Origin of the sequence: Psychrobacter sp. AH5, assembly GCF_040371085.1 — a bacterium.
Taxonomy (GTDB): domain Bacteria; phylum Pseudomonadota; class Gammaproteobacteria; order Pseudomonadales; family Moraxellaceae; genus Psychrobacter.
This window is the reverse complement of the sequence record NZ_JAMBMT010000001.1, coordinates 2864849-2881598: the sequence shown is the minus strand read 5'-3', so window position 1 is coordinate 2881598 and position 16750 is coordinate 2864849. Positions and strand designations below refer to the sequence as shown.

General features: G+C 42.6%; 15 protein-coding genes. 3 read left to right on the top strand and 12 right to left on the bottom strand.

What is annotated here, in order from left to right; translation table 11 throughout:
- Nucleotides 1-494: 494 nt before the first annotated feature.
- The 4 genes from M0N77_RS12290 to sdhC form a co-directional block, all read right to left on the bottom strand.
- Nucleotides 495-1205, bottom strand: coding sequence for a succinate dehydrogenase iron-sulfur subunit (locus tag M0N77_RS12290; RefSeq protein ID WP_353105455.1), 711 nt, complete (start codon nucleotides 1203-1205; stop codon nucleotides 495-497).
- A 175-nt stretch (nucleotides 1206-1380) separates the two neighbouring features.
- Complete coding sequence (sdhA, locus tag M0N77_RS12285) at nucleotides 1381-3231, bottom strand: succinate dehydrogenase flavoprotein subunit (RefSeq protein WP_353105454.1); 1851 nt, start codon at nucleotides 3229-3231, stop codon at nucleotides 1381-1383.
- Nucleotides 3232-3511: 280 nt separating this feature from the next.
- The gene (sdhD, locus tag M0N77_RS12280) at nucleotides 3512-3895 is read right to left on the bottom strand and encodes a succinate dehydrogenase, hydrophobic membrane anchor protein (RefSeq protein ID WP_353105642.1); all 384 of its coding nucleotides are present in this window, start codon (nucleotides 3893-3895) and stop codon (nucleotides 3512-3514) included.
- A 2-nt stretch (nucleotides 3896-3897) separates the two neighbouring features.
- Entirely contained in the window at nucleotides 3898-4287 is a 390-nt protein-coding gene (gene sdhC / locus M0N77_RS12275) for a succinate dehydrogenase, cytochrome b556 subunit (RefSeq protein ID WP_353105453.1), read from the bottom strand.
- Between the two features lie 1019 nt (nucleotides 4288-5306).
- Between sdhC and gltA the strand changes: the two genes are divergently transcribed.
- Nucleotides 5307-6602: a citrate synthase gene (gene gltA / locus M0N77_RS12270; RefSeq protein WP_353105452.1), complete on the top strand. Its 1296-nt coding sequence runs from the start codon at nucleotides 5307-5309 to the stop codon at nucleotides 6600-6602.
- 87 nt (nucleotides 6603-6689) lie between these two features.
- On the opposite strand, the gene M0N77_RS12265 is transcribed toward gltA, so the two are convergent.
- Nucleotides 6690-7718 carry a hypothetical protein gene (locus M0N77_RS12265; RefSeq protein ID WP_353105451.1) on the bottom strand — a complete coding sequence of 343 codons (1029 nt, stop codon included), beginning with the start codon at nucleotides 7716-7718 and terminating at the stop codon, nucleotides 6690-6692.
- 163 nt (nucleotides 7719-7881) lie between these two features.
- Nucleotides 7882-8448: a type IV secretion protein Rhs gene (locus M0N77_RS12260; protein ID WP_353105450.1), complete on the bottom strand. Its 567-nt coding sequence runs from the start codon at nucleotides 8446-8448 to the stop codon at nucleotides 7882-7884.
- Between the two features lie 204 nt (nucleotides 8449-8652).
- Between M0N77_RS12260 and M0N77_RS12255 the strand changes: the two genes are divergently transcribed.
- Both M0N77_RS12255 and ribBA read left to right on the top strand, forming a co-directional pair.
- Nucleotides 8653-9942: a replication-associated recombination protein A gene (locus M0N77_RS12255; RefSeq protein WP_353105449.1), complete on the top strand. Its 1290-nt coding sequence runs from the start codon at nucleotides 8653-8655 to the stop codon at nucleotides 9940-9942.
- An 85-nt stretch (nucleotides 9943-10027) separates the two neighbouring features.
- A complete protein-coding gene (gene ribBA, locus M0N77_RS12250; RefSeq protein ID WP_353105448.1) occupies nucleotides 10028-11140 on the top strand; it encodes a bifunctional 3,4-dihydroxy-2-butanone-4-phosphate synthase/GTP cyclohydrolase II in 1113 nt (370 codons plus the stop codon).
- 120 nt (nucleotides 11141-11260) lie between these two features.
- On the opposite strand, the gene M0N77_RS12245 is transcribed toward ribBA, so the two are convergent.
- From M0N77_RS12245 to M0N77_RS12220, 6 genes are all read right to left on the bottom strand, one after another.
- Entirely contained in the window at nucleotides 11261-12253 is a 993-nt protein-coding gene (locus M0N77_RS12245) for a hypothetical protein (RefSeq protein WP_353105447.1), read from the bottom strand.
- 41 nt (nucleotides 12254-12294) lie between these two features.
- Nucleotides 12295-13197, bottom strand: a complete 903-nt coding sequence (locus M0N77_RS12240) for a uroporphyrinogen-III synthase (RefSeq protein WP_353105446.1) — start codon at nucleotides 13195-13197, stop codon at nucleotides 12295-12297.
- Between the two features lie 75 nt (nucleotides 13198-13272).
- On the bottom strand, nucleotides 13273-14271 hold the full coding sequence (gene hemC, locus M0N77_RS12235) for a hydroxymethylbilane synthase (protein WP_353105641.1): 999 nt from the start codon (nucleotides 14269-14271) through the stop codon (nucleotides 13273-13275).
- Between the two features lie 183 nt (nucleotides 14272-14454).
- Nucleotides 14455-15192 carry a LytTR family DNA-binding domain-containing protein gene (locus M0N77_RS12230; protein WP_353105445.1) on the bottom strand — a complete coding sequence of 246 codons (738 nt, stop codon included), beginning with the start codon at nucleotides 15190-15192 and terminating at the stop codon, nucleotides 14455-14457.
- Between the two features lie 77 nt (nucleotides 15193-15269).
- A complete protein-coding gene (locus M0N77_RS12225; RefSeq protein WP_353105444.1) occupies nucleotides 15270-15479 on the bottom strand; it encodes a hypothetical protein in 210 nt (69 codons plus the stop codon).
- A 75-nt stretch (nucleotides 15480-15554) separates the two neighbouring features.
- Entirely contained in the window at nucleotides 15555-16706 is a 1152-nt protein-coding gene (locus M0N77_RS12220) for a histidine kinase (protein ID WP_353105443.1), read from the bottom strand.
- Nucleotides 16707-16750 lie beyond the last annotated feature (44 nt).

Genomic DNA, 16750 nt, shown 5'->3' with positions numbered 1-16750 from the left:
AACGCTCAGTATTATTATCTTAGTCGTTTGATAACAACAATTTATATATACTGACTTTAGCCATAACCACATCCTTGTCATAAAACTAAATTTAATAACAGTAAAAATACTAATAAGTTAATAAATGATGTCAACGAGTGTTACTTTTTGCTCTCAACATGCATTGCTATCTAGGGTAACATGGCAAAATTACTCACCATAGTTTGTTTGTTCAATACTAGGTATTTATGTAATGAATATTCACTATTACTAGCTATGCTACTTTAACGCTTGCAACTTAGCTATTAGTATTAATAACAGCGCTAACTAGGTCAAATACACATATTAAACGACTGCTAATTAATAAAGTGCCTATAATAGCATTTTTGTCAGCAGATTTTTATGGCTAGTTTGTGATTATCTTTCTACTTTGCATCCAATACTAGTAAACGAAAAACACCGCCTTAACCTAAGACGGTGTTTTTTTGTGACTTATAAAAGCTATTGGCTTAGAGTTAACCTGCTTGATCAATCAACATATTACGTAAATGACCGATAGCTTTGGTTGGGTTCAGACCTTTTGGACAAACCGATACGCAGTTCATGATACCGCGGCAACGGAATAAACTAAACGGATCGTCCAAACGCGCCAAACGAGCTTGCGTATCATTATCACGGCTATCGGCTACAAAGCGATAAGCATGTAGTAATGCTGATGGACCTAAGAACTTATCAGGGTTCCACCAAAACGAAGGGCAGCTGGTTGAACAACAAGCACAAAGAATACATTCATACAGACCATTTAGCTGCTCACGCTGCTCAGGAGACTGCAAACGCTCCGTTGGCGGCGCTGGCTGATCATTGATCAGATAAGGATGTACTTTTTCGTACTGCTCGTAGAACTGATTCATATCTACTACTAAATCACGTACCACAGGCAAGCCAGGTAGCGGCCGGATAGTGATTTTTTCGGGTAGCGTATTCATGTTAATGAGACATGCTAAGCCGTTTTTACCATTGATATTCATACCGTCAGAGCCACAAATGCCTTCGCGGCATGAACGGCGGAAAGTGATGGTTTCATCTTCTTTCTTTAAACGTAATAGTAAGTCAAGCAACATACGATCAGACTCTAATAGCTCAATCGTATAAGTTTGCATGCGCGGCGCTGCGTCCTTGTCAGGATCGTAGCGATAGATTTCGATGGTGCGAGTACCTCGGCTCATATTGCTAAACTCCACACTTAGTGATGGCTGGCATACAAGCACTTCATTATCTTAGCGTAAGCCTTGATAGTAACTTGTAGCTGGCAGTAATCGGCATAAAACAACTAAAAATATAATTTTGCGGCACTAACGCTTTTATAGCTATTAGTGCCAGTAAAGTTCAACTAATAACGAATTAGTAAACGCGAACTTTTGGTTCGATATAATCAACCGTCAATGGAACTTTACGTACTGGCTTATAAATAATACGGTTATCATCAGAGTACCAAATGGTATGCTTCATCCAGTCATGGTCATTACGGCCGTTTGGCGCATAATCATCATCTTCAGGACGGTCATAATCCGCTACACTATGAGCACCGCGGCTCTCATGACGAGCAGCTGCTGAGATCATTGTTGCTTTGGCTACTTCGTATAAATTGATTACCTCAAAAGCTTCGATACGAGCAGTGTTAAAGACCTGCGACTTGTCGGCAAGATGAATATTGTCAATCTTCTCACCTAAAGCCAAAAGCTTCTCAACGCCTTCGTCCATCATCGCTTGCGTACGGAACACACTAGCGTGCTTTTGCATAATAGCGCGGATCTCATCAGCCACATCTTGAGCGTTATAACCTTCTGTTGACTGTTGAAGCTTATTCAAACGGCTAACGGTAAAGTCTAAGACGTGAGTATCAAGTGGCTTGTAGTTATGATCGTTATGATGATATTCATCAACGATATGCTTACCAGCAGCGCGGCCAAAGACAACCAAATCCAGTAACGAGTTGGTGCCTAAACGGTTAGCACCGTGGACACTAACGCAAGCACACTCACCGATAGCATACAAACCTTTGACGATGGTTCCTTCGGCATATAAGCCCTCTTCATTAGGACCCGCTTCAAGATTAGGAGTGATGACCTGACCATGAATAGTCGTCGGAATCCCGCCCATCATGTAGTGAATGGTTGGAATAACTGGGATAGGCTCTTTGGTGATATCGACGTTAGCAAAGTTTTTACCGATCTCAAATACCGATGGCAAACGCTTCATAATGGTATCAACACCTAAATGGGTCATATCCATAACGATATAATCGCCATTTGGTCCACAGCCGCGACCTTCTTTGATCTCTTGGTCCATTGAGCGAGAAACCAAATCACGCGGTGCCAAATCTTTAACCGTTGGGGCGTAACGCTCCATAAAGGCTTCGCCATCTTTATTACGCAAGATAGCACCTTCACCGCGGCACCCTTCGGTCAATAGTACGCCAGCTCCGGCGACACCGGTTGGGTGAAATTGCCAAAACTCCATATCTTGTAATGGGACACCTGCACGCACTGCCATACCGATACCGTCACCAGTATTGATATAAGCATTAGTGGAAGCTGCAAAGATACGACCCGCGCCGCCAGTAGCTAGTACTGTAATCGGCGATTGGAAAACAGCTACCGTGCCTGTTTCTTGTTCAAGAGCGACAACACCATTGATATTGCCGTCTTCGTCTTTAATCAAATCTAGCGCAATCCACTCAATAAAGAACTGAGTTCCTTGCTCTAGGTTTTTTTGATATAAAGTATGCAATAACGCGTGACCGGTTCTATCAGCCGCCGCACAAGCACGTTGTACTGCTTTTTCGCCATAGTTTGAAGTATGACCACCAAAAGGACGCTGATAAATAGTACCGTCTTCGTTACGGTCAAAAGGCATACCCATGTGCTCAAGCTCATAAACGACTTTTGGCGCTTCGCGGCACATATATTCAATAGCGTCTTGATCGCCTAACCAGTCTGAGCCTTTTACAGTGTCATAAAAGTGGAAATGCCAGTTATCATTACTCATATTACCAAGGCTTGCACCAATACCGCCCTGAGCGGCAACAGTATGAGAGCGTGTTGGGAATACTTTGGTGATGACCGCAACATTCATACCTGCTTCAGCTAATTGCAAAGAGGCACGCATACCTGAACCACCACCGCCAACGATAACCGCATCGTAATTAAGGGTTTTGATGTTGCTAATAGTATTATCTTGTCTTGTTGCCATTATGATTTTCCTAATGCCGGTTTATGCTCGCGCCTGTTTTATCTATACAGGGTGCCAGCGAAGTAACTACAAGGGCTATCTACTATCTGTTATAAGATTAAAATATAAGTATCCGTGTCAGTTATATGGTTATTAACCTACGGTTTTTAAAGCATTAAATCTGACCAAACGGTTTTTAGAGCGTGGGCGCTGCTGTCATAACTAAGTTATTTAGCAAAGTATCAAAAACCTTAAAACTATCCAGCTGACCCACCACTTTGTCTAAAAGTTGCCCAAAAAATTATACGGCGATAACTCCGAAGCCATTGCCCCAAAATATCATGATGCCCCAAAATACGTAAACCAAAATAGCGGCTACCATCAAGGCTTGTAATAATAAACGCAGTCCGCTTGATTTGACATAGTCGGTCAAAACCGTCCAAATACCTACCCAAGCATGTCCTGCTAGCGCAATAATGGCGACTAAACTGAATAAACGCATAGGTAAGCTAGTAATAAAGGCAGACCATTCCACATAGCCTACACCGCTATGAGTCAAAAAATATCCTAGTAATACTAAGCTATAAGTAGCTAGTACTACGGCACCAAAGCGCTGTACTACCCAATCGCGTGAGCCTGAACCGGTAAGACCAGTAGCGCTTTTTACTCCTGAATTATTTTTTATCATTAGAACATCACCCATACAAATGACGCGACAATTAGAATCGCTGCAATCACAAAGCTAACCACTGCCGCAGTGCGACCTGATTTTAGCTCTTCGTGCATTCCTACATCAGCAAGTAGATGCTTTACACCCATTACGAAGTGATAAGAGATGGCAGCTACAAAGATCCATGCTACAAAACGCACTAACACATTATCAAACACGGTTGCAAAGCTCTCAGGCGAAGCCAAAGAGGTCTGTAATAACCAAAGCATGACAGGGATAAGTAAAAACAGCACAATGCCAGAGATACGATGCATAATCGAAGCAATTGCAATCGGTGACTTAGCATTTATGGTAATCACTTGGCTTAAAGGCAGATCAATAGGTCGGTTGCTTTTCACAGCGGGCATCCTTTTACGGTTATATCTAGTAGCTGCTTATGGTTTGCTAATCGTCTAACAAACGCACTTAACACTACGTAGAACGAATAAAATAAGGAAGAGCTAGCTGACTTTGCTAAATGCACGTTACATTGTGATTGTTAAACATAATAGTCTGATTATGGTTGAGCTGCTCTTACGATTATTTAAAAACGTAAAAAAAGATAACACTTAAGGTCATCTTTATTAAGAACAACTTCACGATCACCATTCTAAAAATAGAATAAATAACAATAACATTCAAGTCTTAAACGCTTTTAAACCTTTAAATTAGCGTCTTAATCGTAACAAAACATTAGTAAACCTTATTACGGATAGCTAATCTCGATAAGCGTGCACCAACATTAACAAAGCTTATGCCAGTTAAATTGTGCCAATTATAAAATGCCTGACGACTAATTACAAATTTATCCCCTAAATAGTGACTATTGTTGTTATTTTCACAAAAACCTAACTCATAGCAATATCATAATGCTTAGATAAATGTCGATACTGAGAGGCTCTGCTCTGTAAAATAAATTTAGCCTTTTAGTCTACCGCTATAGAGGGTATGTTTTTGCCCGTTTATCTATCTTTGTTACGAGGCTCGACAACCTAACTGTTTTATGATGTTACTTATTTCTTAATGGCGTTTTTTTGCAGTTAGTCTGCATTATTCTAGTCTTAGCAAAACGCTAAATTTACCTCAAATTACAGATTGGACATATTTTGATACAACTTATAATCCTTGCAGCTGTCTTAAATGCCTATAAAATGGGCGCTTGCTGATAAAAGTCTTTTCAACTCTTACTAAATTACTGCTAATATAGCTCAAATAATGCAGTAGTTAATTTTAGAAACGTCTTTTTGGTCAACTCGTTTAGACTGAGGGTTTGCTTTGTATTTTTTGCTATGACGGCAAGTTTTTGGTCAGGAACGATTCAAAACGTTATGATGTCATCACTGGCGTCAATTTCACATTAACAAGCTAATACAATGGAGAGGAAATTATGGCTGACAACATTAAGTCAAATAATGAAGCCAAACTAACCGCAAATGGTAAGGAATACCAACTTCCTATTATTCAGGGCACTTTGGGTCGTCCTGTTATAGATATTGCCGAATTACAAGATTCAGGTTTTTGGTCTTATGATCCTGGCTTTAAAGTAACAGCCCCTGTTGAGTCAAAAATTACCTTTATCGATGGTGGTAAAGGCGAGCTACTATACCGCGGCTACCCTATCGATCAGTTAGCCAACAACGCTGAATACTTAGAAGTCGCATACGCGCTTATTCATGGCGAGCTACCAAACAGTGAACAAAAAGCGGATTTCTTTGATAAGATTCGTAAGCATACCGGCGTTCATGATCAGTTACGTAAATTCTTTGAAGGTTTCCGCCGCGACGCGCATCCAATGGCTATTATGGTCGGTGTGGTTGGCGCTTTATCGGCCTTTTATCATGATAAACTAGACGTTAGCGATGAAGATCATCGCGAGATCACCGCTATTCGTCTGATCGCAAAAATGCCAACGCTTGCGGCTATGAGCTATAAGTACTCACAGGGCGAACCGTTCATGTATCCGCGTAACGACTTTAGCTACGCTGAGAACTTCTTATACATGATGTTTGCCACTCCTGCTGATGTCGATTACAAAGTAAACCCAATCCTTGCTGATGCCATGGACAAAATCTTTACTTTGCATGCCGATCACGAACAAAACGCTTCGACCTCTACAGTACGCCTAGCCGGCTCTACTGGCGCAAACCCTTATGCTTGTATCGCTGCTGGTATCGCCGCCCTTTGGGGTCCATCTCATGGCGGCGCTAACGAAGCAGTACTTGAGATGCTAGATGAGATCGGTTCAGTTGAGAATGTTCCAGAGTTCATGGAAAAAGTGAAAAGCCGTGAAGTCAAACTAATGGGCTTTGGTCACCGTGTCTACAAAAACTTCGATCCACGTGCTCAAGTCCTCAAAAAAGCATGCGATGAAGTGTTAGAAGCGCTAGGTATTGATGATCCTAAGCTTGAGCTAGCTATGGAGCTTGAAAGAATCGCTTTAGAAGATCCGTTCTTCATCGAGCGTAATCTGTATCCAAACGTTGATTTTTACTCTGGCATTATCCTAAAAGCTATCGGTATTCCAACCTCAATGTTTACCGTTATCTTCTCATTGGCTCGTACCTCTGGTTGGATCAGTCATTGGATCGAGATGCATAGCGCACCGTTCAAAATCGGTCGCCCACGTCAGTTATACACAGGCCCTACGCATCGCGATTTTGTCAAAGTTGAAGACCGCAAATAAGCAGCAGTCGTTATAAGTTTCAAAAAATCCTGCCAATGTGCAGGATTTTTTATGCTCAAGCATTTATCAAATAAAGCTAATGACTGCTCATTGTTCAAACTCTTTTAGCGTCTGCTCATATTTTGCTATTTGTTCATCATAGTCTTTGATGGTTTCATTAAATTTGGCCATCAAGCTCTCAAATTCTTGCTGCTGAGCGATTTTCATCTCTTGCATATAACTGGCTTGACGCGCTTCGATTTGCTCCCAAATCTGGTGCTGCACAATAAGTCGAGCCAGCGCCGGACTTTTGGCGTTTAATCTATCGGCAAGCTCAGGATGCTCAAACAACTGCGGTATTAGCGCGGCGATATTGATTAAGGTATCCGTCTCTTCACTATTAAGAGGCTTTGAGGCTGGCTGATAAAGAGCGTCAATAGTGCGCTGATAACTATCGATGATTTGCTTTTCTGTCAAGATAGTGGTTTCTCGCGGTTCGGCACTAATACGTCTCAATACCGTCAAATCACGTGCGCCAACTTCTGTGCTAGCAGATAAGTCCGCTTCAGTACTTATGTCATTTAAAGTGCTTTTAGCGTTATCATTATCGACTCCATTATTAGCTTTGCTAGTAGAGTCCGTCTTAGTAAGGTTTGGCTCAGAGCTGCTAATAGCGGTTTTCGACTGATTGGCACCGGTAGTATTGATGGTTTCGGTAGCTTCAGTGCCATTCGTATCGTTAAGTAACAGATCAGTATCGCTAGTGGTCATATCAGCGGCCTGCAAGGACTCATACTCTGCTTGCAATCGGCGTTGTAGCCTTTGCATCTGCTCTACATATACTGGTTGTAGCTGCTTTATATGCGCGGCGGCTGAATCGCTTTTTACCACTGTTTCTGCCTCTTGCGCCAGTTGCTCTTCAGTTTGAGCCGCTTCATTTTCTGCCGAAGATGGGGGTTGACAGCCAGCTAGTAGCGAGGTTGCTAATATTAGAGCTACCGATACATTAAGCGACTGACGATAATAGGCTTTAGAGCGACTCGCCGCCTTGTTGCTTGTATCGCCAATAGAGTGGGTTTGTAATTTATGATTATTATCAGCGTTAGCCTCAAACTTAAAGAGTAATAAATTAAACATCAGAAAATATATCCTTAATTAACAGCGCAAATCTCATAGCTAAGTAGCGTCTAAAACCACTATTTTGCTTTACTAACTTGTTCCTTGTTAGCGCGGAGTGTATTTCTAATTATAAAAGACTTAATCGTCTTAATCATAGCGATTATCAATCGTAAGCTGAAGGCTAAAGCTTGAACGCACTATCGCTGTTGTTGCTGTTGCTATTGTTGTTGGCACTAAAATCTCTAGGAGTAGCCGCCAAAAAAGGAATACAAGCAGCCAAATCTTGACAAGGTTGTCCTAGCTGACGCCGTATAAAGTAATCTTGTACCATTCTTGCTTGTTGCTCGATACCATAATTAAAAAAGGGTTTATCGGCTTTTAAATGATAGCGATAACGGCGATTAAGGACCGCGCCGCGTACTACTTTTAGCCCTTGTTGCCATTGCCAAACATGAGTGAGCTCATGGATCAGCCAGCTTTTTTTGCCTAAAGGCGCTTGGCTAAAATCGCTTATCCAGTTGCTAGGATGAAAATAGATATGACCATTAGGGCTAACGGCATAATTTTTTAGCACCCACCACGCGGTTTTTAGACGTATATCTTGCAAGTGAAGACTATCGCCAAAAACTGAACGTGCCAGCACACATTCGCCCTTAGTCAAAACGCGCGACTGCTGCTCAAAGCGTGGTAAAGTCTGCTTTAATTTAAATAACAACTTAGACCGTTTTTGTTGAGAATAGCGAGACATAAGTATAAAAAGACCTTTGCTGAATTTGAAGCCATTATATTATCGATATTTTGTATCAGTCATTAGGACAGAAAAATTAAAATCAGTCCACTTGTGAATGGTTAATGTGCCCTAATATCTAATATAAACGCTATTTTTGAACCTTCACCTTTCATTTTTATTACTATAACTTTAATACTTACTATAGTAAGCGTTAGGAGTTTTATGTCTGCCTTTCATGCTGATACGCCTCTAGCCCAGCGGATGCGCCCTACTAGTTTAGATGACATCATCGGTCAGGAACATCTATTGGCAAAGGATGCACCGCTACGGCGTTTGGTTGAGCAAAACCATCTGTCCTCTATTATATTGCACGGAGAAGCAGGCATTGGCAAGACCACTATCGCTATGCTACTAGCTGAGGCAGTCGGTCGCCCCTTTCATGCACTCTCAGCGCTAAATACGGGCGTCAAACAGCTACGCGAAGTGTTAGAAACTAATGATTCGTTAAGCTTTGAGTCGCCAGTCGTGTTTATTGATGAGATTCATCGTTTTAATAAGGCGCAGCAAGATGCCTTGCTAGGGGCGGTAGAAGCGGGTGATATTACTTTAATTGGCGCGACTACCGAAAACCCTTCTTTTAGCGTCAATAATGCTTTGCTTTCGCGTTGCCAAGTTTATCGTCTACAGCCGCTTGATAGCGAGCAAATAACCGCAGTCTTGCAGCGGGCGATTAATCAAGATCAGTTACTAAAAACGCTAGATATTGAGATGCAAGCATCAGATTTTATCAGTGAACTTGCGCATGGTGATGCTAGAAAGGCGCTGAATTTATTAGAGCTTGCGGTACAGACCGCTGATCCGAAGCAGTCCCCTATTATCATTGATAATGAGATTGTCGGACGCGTAGCGCAAAGCGCTTTGGTGCGTTACGATAAAGATGGCGCGCAGCACTATGATATCGTCTCAGCGATGATAAAGTCGGTACGCGGCTCTGATCCTGACGCAGCTCTGTACTGGATGGCACGCATGCTCGTTGGCGGTGAGCCTGCTGATTTTATCGCGCGGCGTTTGGTGATTTTGGCGAGCGAAGATATTGGTAATGCCAATCCTAATGCGCTATTGCTCGCTGATGCGGCGCTGCGTAGCGTACAGTCTATCGGTATGCCTGAGGCGCGTATTATTCTAGGGCAGGTGGTGGTTTATTTAGCTACTAGCGCTAAGAGTAATAGCACTTACAAAGCCATCAATGCGGCAATGAGCTTGGCTGAAAAAGACGCCTCTCCTGTGCCGCTCCATCTGCGCAATGGCGTCACCAAGCTGATGCGCAACGAAGGCTACGGCGCAGGCTACGCTTATCCGCATAATTATCCTAATCACTATTACGCGCAAAGTTATTTACCGGATAATTTAGCGGATACTCGCTTTTATGAGTATGCTGATAACCAGCGCGAGCAGCATAGCAAGCAGTTTATGCAGTGGCTCAAGGATCAAGCCGCTAGCAATGATTACTAGTCAGTACAGCACTTATAAGCATCTACTGTTACAATGACGCACAGTATTTTTACCCCTTAATCCAATAAAAAATATAGAGACCTTTATGAGTTTAAATACAATTCCTGAGATTATCGAAGATATTCGCGCTGGCAAAATGGTCATTTTGATGGACGATGAAGATCGCGAAAATGAAGGCGATATTATTATGGCAGCAACCCATGTGCGCCCTGAAGATATCAACTTTATGATCACTCACGCTCGCGGCCTAGTTTGTTTGACTCTCTCGCAAGCGCGCTGCCAACAATTAGCCTTACCGCTGATGTCAGATCGTAATGAAGCCAAATTCAGTACCAACTTTACTGTCTCTATTGAGGCAGCTGAAGGCGTGACTACTGGTATCTCTGCTGCTGATCGTGCGCGCACCATTCAAGCGGCGGTATTCTCCTCAGCCAAACCTGAAGATATCGTTCAGCCTGGGCATATCTTTCCCATTATGGCGCAAAATGGCGGGGTGTTACATCGCGCCGGCCACACTGAAGCGGGCTGTGATTTGGCGCGTTTGGCAGGACTTGAGCCTGCCGCAGTTATCGTTGAGATTATAAACCCGGATGGCACGATGGCGCGCCGCGATGATCTAGAGATTTTTGCCAAAGAGCATAATCTAAAGATTGGTACTATTGCCGACCTTATTAATTATCGTATTGCTAATGAGCAAACGGTTGAAGAGATTGGCTCACAACCTTTCGAGACGGAACATGGCACTTTTACTTTATACCGTTTTCGCGAGTTTGGTGCCGACGAGACTCACTTAGCTTTAGTCAAAGGTGATGTTAGTGCGGGCGTCAGTACCGTACGCGTCCATGGTTTTCACCCTCTACGAGATTTATTTGCTGCTAAGAATGATACGACGGGCCGTAGCGGCTGGAGCATACAATCTGCTCTAGAAGAGATCAGCGCCTCAGAACGCGGAGTCATGGTATGGATTGGTAGTCATCAGCCTGTCGATCTTGGCGATGCTCTAGATAAAGCCGCTAGCAATGAGTCGCTCTCGACTATTACGCAGCAGCCTTATCGCAGTATTGGGGTTGGCGCGCAGATATTGCGTCATTTAGGGGTACGCGATATGCGCTTGCTTTCATCGCCAATGAAGTTTTATGCTTTGTCGGGTTTTGATTTGAACGTGGTCGATTTTGTCAATGCACCAAACAAAGACTAATTGACGCTTTTAAGATCAAATACTCCTTTCTCCCCTTTCTAAAAAAGGCACGCTAATTAAAGTTAGCGTGCCTTTTTAATTCAAGCATTTTTATACTAATCTGCTTTTTTATCTTAGCTATTATTTTTGACGCTGATCCAAAACTTGCGTTGTCAATAGCGGTATAGTGGTTGGCGTATCAGCTAGCAATTGATCTAGCCAAGCGATAACCTCAGTAATATTAGCTGGCGCTTTGGTAGTAGCTAGCTTATCGGTATTACTCAGATCCTGAGCTTTATCTCTTTTTGCTAATTGAGCATTTGAGGTACTATCGGCTTTAGCAGAATTGACAGGGCCTGCTACCGTTTGTAGCTGCATACGAGCTTGGCGCAAGTAGCTTTTTAGTTGATCAGGCTCACGCATATTACTAGCTTGTATGGCCAAATTCAGAGTCATAATGACTTCATGAATAGTAAGCTGCCGTTTAGTCAATGAGACGCTTTTATTAATGCCAGTTAACTTATTGCTCTGATCGTTGTTACTAGCGCTGTTATTGCTATTATTTATACTCTCATGGCTGTCATAACGGTGTAAAAATGCTTGGATATCTTGAATAGCTAAGCTCTGTAATTGCCATTGGCTCGGCTGAGCACTACGCGCTTGCAAGCGTTCAATATCTTCACTCAAGCTTTGTTTTATGACGATAGTTAATGCTGGTGCAATCTCATTACTACTTTGTGAGAGCTGCCACTGTAGACCTTTTAACAAGTCGATAGCCGCACTATAGTTATTGTCTGTCAATAACCTGTCGGCCGCTTGCATTTGAATACGCAATAAATCCAACTGGTTTTGTGCTTGATTGCCGATTGGCGCTACTGGCACAGGGACCGTTTGTTGACTGATGGCAAACAATCGATCGTCCATCTCGTTTAGGCGAGTGACGACTTGCTCGTTATTTTGTAAACGCTCTATGATACGATTTTCAAAGCGCTGCTGACTAATATAAAGCCAAGCTAAAGCTATGGCTAATAATAAAAGAAACAACCACTGCAACCGCAATAATAAGATATTGGCTTGCCGGCGCTGCTGCCCTACCGATAGCGAATCAGAGGATGGGTTGGGTTCAGTTGACATAAGGCTGCACCGTGTGTGATGAGATTAATAATTTTATTATATTAGTTAGTATAGGGCTGAGTGCTGATGGCAGCCGCAATCGTTTCAGGCGATAGATCTTCTACTTGCCAATACTCTAATTGCTGTAAGGCTACCATTTCAGCCAGTCTTACCCCTAATACCACATAACTGAAATCATCTAGTTTAAGGCCAGCGGGCTCAAAGGCGGCTTTATTCTCAATTTGAGCTTGCTGTATCACTGTCATCCAATGCTCAAAAGCCGTGCCGCTACTGATAATAACAATGGGTTTGGGATGCTTATTAGCAGAGCTTGGTTGCTGCAAATAGCTCTTTAACCACTGCTTATAATCGCGAGACGCAGAGTCTGGCATCATGCGCTCATACCAAGCGATACTCTCGATATGTACACCGCGGGCGCGCAGATTATCAACTAATAATCGCCGCCCGCCTAATCCTCGCCAGACCAGCAAGCTATCACCCGCTTTTAGCCGCGATATTTCTGGCATAGCTAACATGCCCTCGTTATTAGCGATCAATGGTTGTAGTACTGGTATATCAGCCGCTTGTAATACCGCAGCCGTCGCATCTCCAACCGCAACGATAGTGCTAGGAGGCTCCTTATAACTGATCTCTACTGCTTCACGTTGCTCTACTGACTGCGACTGTTGCTCACCTATCAACGCTTGCCAGACAGCAAGACCGGACTGGGCGGCGGTAGGGCTGACAACGACTAACGCTTGATAATGACCGGCCAACCATTGACGCATAATATCAATGTCCGCGTCCACCACCTGCCTCATTTGCAAAGTCAACATAGGCAGCTCGGCTACCTCAAAACCGATAGCTTGCAAATGCTTGGTCAATGGCGCGGCGCGCTCGGTAGGACGAGTATTAATGACCAGTGGTAAGTGATTAGACACCGAGTCAAAGGCTAAATTAGACATAAAAATACCACGACATAAAGCTCATTAATATTTTGTAAGCTCATATTTATCACTATAAATCAGCTTGGCTATACCCTAAGCTTGCGGATTATAGATAGCTGCCAAAATAGCACCAGCGCCTTTTTCGAGGAGCAGCTCAGCTACTTCAATGCCTAATTGATTGGCTTGCTGCTCTTTTTCGCCCTGACTGCCAGTGAGCTTCACGCGCTTTTCTGCTTTTAGTAGCTTACTGCCATCCTCTTCGCCGACTCGCCCGCGTAGCCATAAAGTATCACCACTATCATCATTACGGTTACTATTGATATCGGCTGCATCCGCCATTTGTAAAACAGCAAAAGCGGCAATCGGTACTTGACAGCCGCCTTGCAAATGACGGTTAAGCGCGCGTTCAGCAATTAGGCGAATTCGCGCTTTATCGTCATTTAACGGTGCTAACAGGGCTAGTACCTCGTTATCATTTTCACGACATTCAATAGCCAATGCGCCTTGTCCTACCGCTGGCAAGCAAGTATCGATATCAAGCTCACTACGAATACGCTCGTCCAATTCAATACGCTGCAAACCACTAGTCGCCAAAATAATGGCGTCATATTCGCCAGCATCAAGCTTACCCAAACGCGTACCGACGTTACCACGTAGCGTTTTGATCTGTAGGTCTGGACGATAAGCTTTTATCTGACATTGTCGACGCAAGCTTGCCGTCCCTACTATCGCACCTTGAGGCAACTCATCGATATTATTATAGGTATTGGACACAAAAGCATCAGTGGGCGAGGCGCGTTTACAATACACTCCAAGTGTTAAACCCTCAGGTAGCTGCATTGGCACGTCCTTTAACGAATGCACGGCAATATCAGCCTGCTTTTCATAAAGGGCTTGCTCAAGCTCTTTGACAAATAACCCTTTTCCGCCTATTTTTGCTAAAGGGGTGTCCAAAATTTTGTCACCCTTAGTGACAATTTTGAGCAGGTTAATGGTCAAATCAGGATACAAGGCTGATAATCGATCGCGAATATGCTCAGCTTGCCATAAGGCTAAAGGGCTTTGACGAGTAGCAATGTTCAAAGTAGACAAAGGGGATGACTGAGTATTACTCATAGATAGCCTCTAAATGATAGATATAAAAGTAGATACAAATATAAGTTTAATGATAGCGCAAAAAAATACCCCTATTTAAGCATAAATAGGGGTTTGATGATATGGGTGGTTGTTTAGACTATCAAACAGACCCTAAAAATAGTCCTCTCAATATTTGCTTTACATGCTTTGGATTTTTTCACGTAGAGCTGGAAGGTGACGCCGACTAACTGATAACGCCTCATCTGTACCTTTAAAACGTACCTGATAACGGCTACTATCGATGGTCTCTAAGTAATCTAAATAATCTAGATTGATAATGGCATTACGATGCACGCGAAATAGGCGATCATCAAACTCTTCTTCTAGCTCTTTTAGGGTCTCATCAATCAGTACTATGCCGTCTTTGTGACGAACTTTGACGTATTTTTGATCGGCGGTAAAGTAGTAAATATCTTTTATCTTGATAAGCTCAACGCCGCGGTGTGTACGCGCAGCAATATGCTCACGCGCCGGTCTTGCGCTAGGATCTTCAAGCTTACGAATCCCATCAAGCTGCGCGGCATTTAGGTTACTCGCTTTTCCTAAAGCTTCAAGTAGCTCGTTTTTATTGGCGGGTTTTAACAGATAACCGATAGCATTGGCCTTAAAAGCGGCGATAGCATAATGATCGTAAGCGGTTACAAATATAACGGCTGGCGGATGCTCAAGCTCGTTCAATATCTGTGCGCAGCGTACCCCATCCATCTCAGGCATTCGTATATCAAGTAGTATCAGCTCAGGCTGATGAATCTTTACGGCGGTAATAGCTTCAGCGCCAGTAGCGACTTGTGCTACCACTTCATGACCTGATTCCTTAACAATTCTAACCAAACGCTCGCGTGCAAGTGGCTCATCGTCACAAACTACAATCCGCATAAAAACCTCTCTTTCACTTTTTATTCACTCGATTTGCTAGCGTTATTATCTTTTTTATCTATCAATATATTATACAATTAATACAACATTTGCTCAGCAATAGTCGCATAAAACCATTGTAAATAATTTGCTTGCTGCCTATTGATACAAGCCTTAGACTCATAAAAATAGCCACATTCAAGTTCAGCTAAGTAAGCTAATGCTCGGCAGTCAATATAATAAATCTCAGTAGGTGACAAAAATAATAACCCTATACTATGTACATAAGTCTGCAATAACCATGCCATTATAAAAGAATTAAATTTAATGATACTCACTGAGAGGTCAAGGTATAAAGGATAGGGCTAAATAAAGATTTGAGGCTATAAGCTAGCGTCTTGTAGAGGATAATCAATGACCGTCATAATTTGAGTATTGGTGACTGTGCTAACGATAGTAGAGCTTGCGCCAAAGTAGGTTTGTAAACGTTTGGCCTGCACATAAAAATCAACATGCTGACGAAGGTCGTGAATAACCATCAAAGTTTTACTCGGTAATTGCACAGTGACAGTGATAACTACTCGATGATTTTGCCATTTCACCGCTATATCAATATAAATAGTCTCCGTTGTCATCTCCACCACATTGATGAGCATTTTTTCAATGACACTTTGCAGGGTGAGCGCAGTGATAACCATGTCATACATTATATCGTTATCAGGAAGGTGCCAATCGACAACAAGCTTATCGGTTAAGCGGTAAGATTCAATAGCTAAATAATGCTCGCAAAGTGCTACCTCTTCTTCAAAGTTAATCTCACGCGGACCATTGAAGCTGGCACGAAATAAGGCGGAGACGTGCTGCAGTAGTTTAGCAGCATGGGGAGGGTCAGATTCGATAAGCGATAAAAGACTATTAATAGTATTAAAGAAAAAGTGTGGGGCAAGTCGGGCTTTTATTAAGTCATTTTGAGCGGTAAGCTCATGTTCAAAAGAGTTTTTTAGCGCTATAAGCTCACGATGACGACGCATAAAGTAAAGTAAAAACACTAAGGTAAAGCCTGCGCTAAAAACCATCTTAAATAGTAGCTCTAACGCAAAGACTTGTTTGTCATAAACTAGCCAGCCGGCGTTAATCATCACTAACATGACTAAACTCATAGACACAGTAGAAGATAACATAAACATCAAAACGATATAGAAGCTTACTCTTATAGGGTCCATAGTCTTGAAGATAGGACGCAGATAATCTACTAAATATAGCGTTGGCAAAATAGCTAAAGTATAGTGAATACTAGTAATAAAATAGGCTATCAAAAACTGCTGCCAGGTCGCTAACTCATAACGGCCAACAATAGTAATAAATAAAGACCAAATAAGAATATATTGTAGCCATTGCCAAACGCTCATCATCTCCAGCAGTTTTGGCACAAAAAACTCTAAGCGCTCAGCTAGCAAGGCAACCTCATCCTTTGCTATACTTGAGCCCTTATTCTTATTATTAGTCTTATACCGATATGAACGCCAATTCTTCAAACTCTAGTAATCCTATGAAAGATAATTCTAAGCCGATGGCTGAT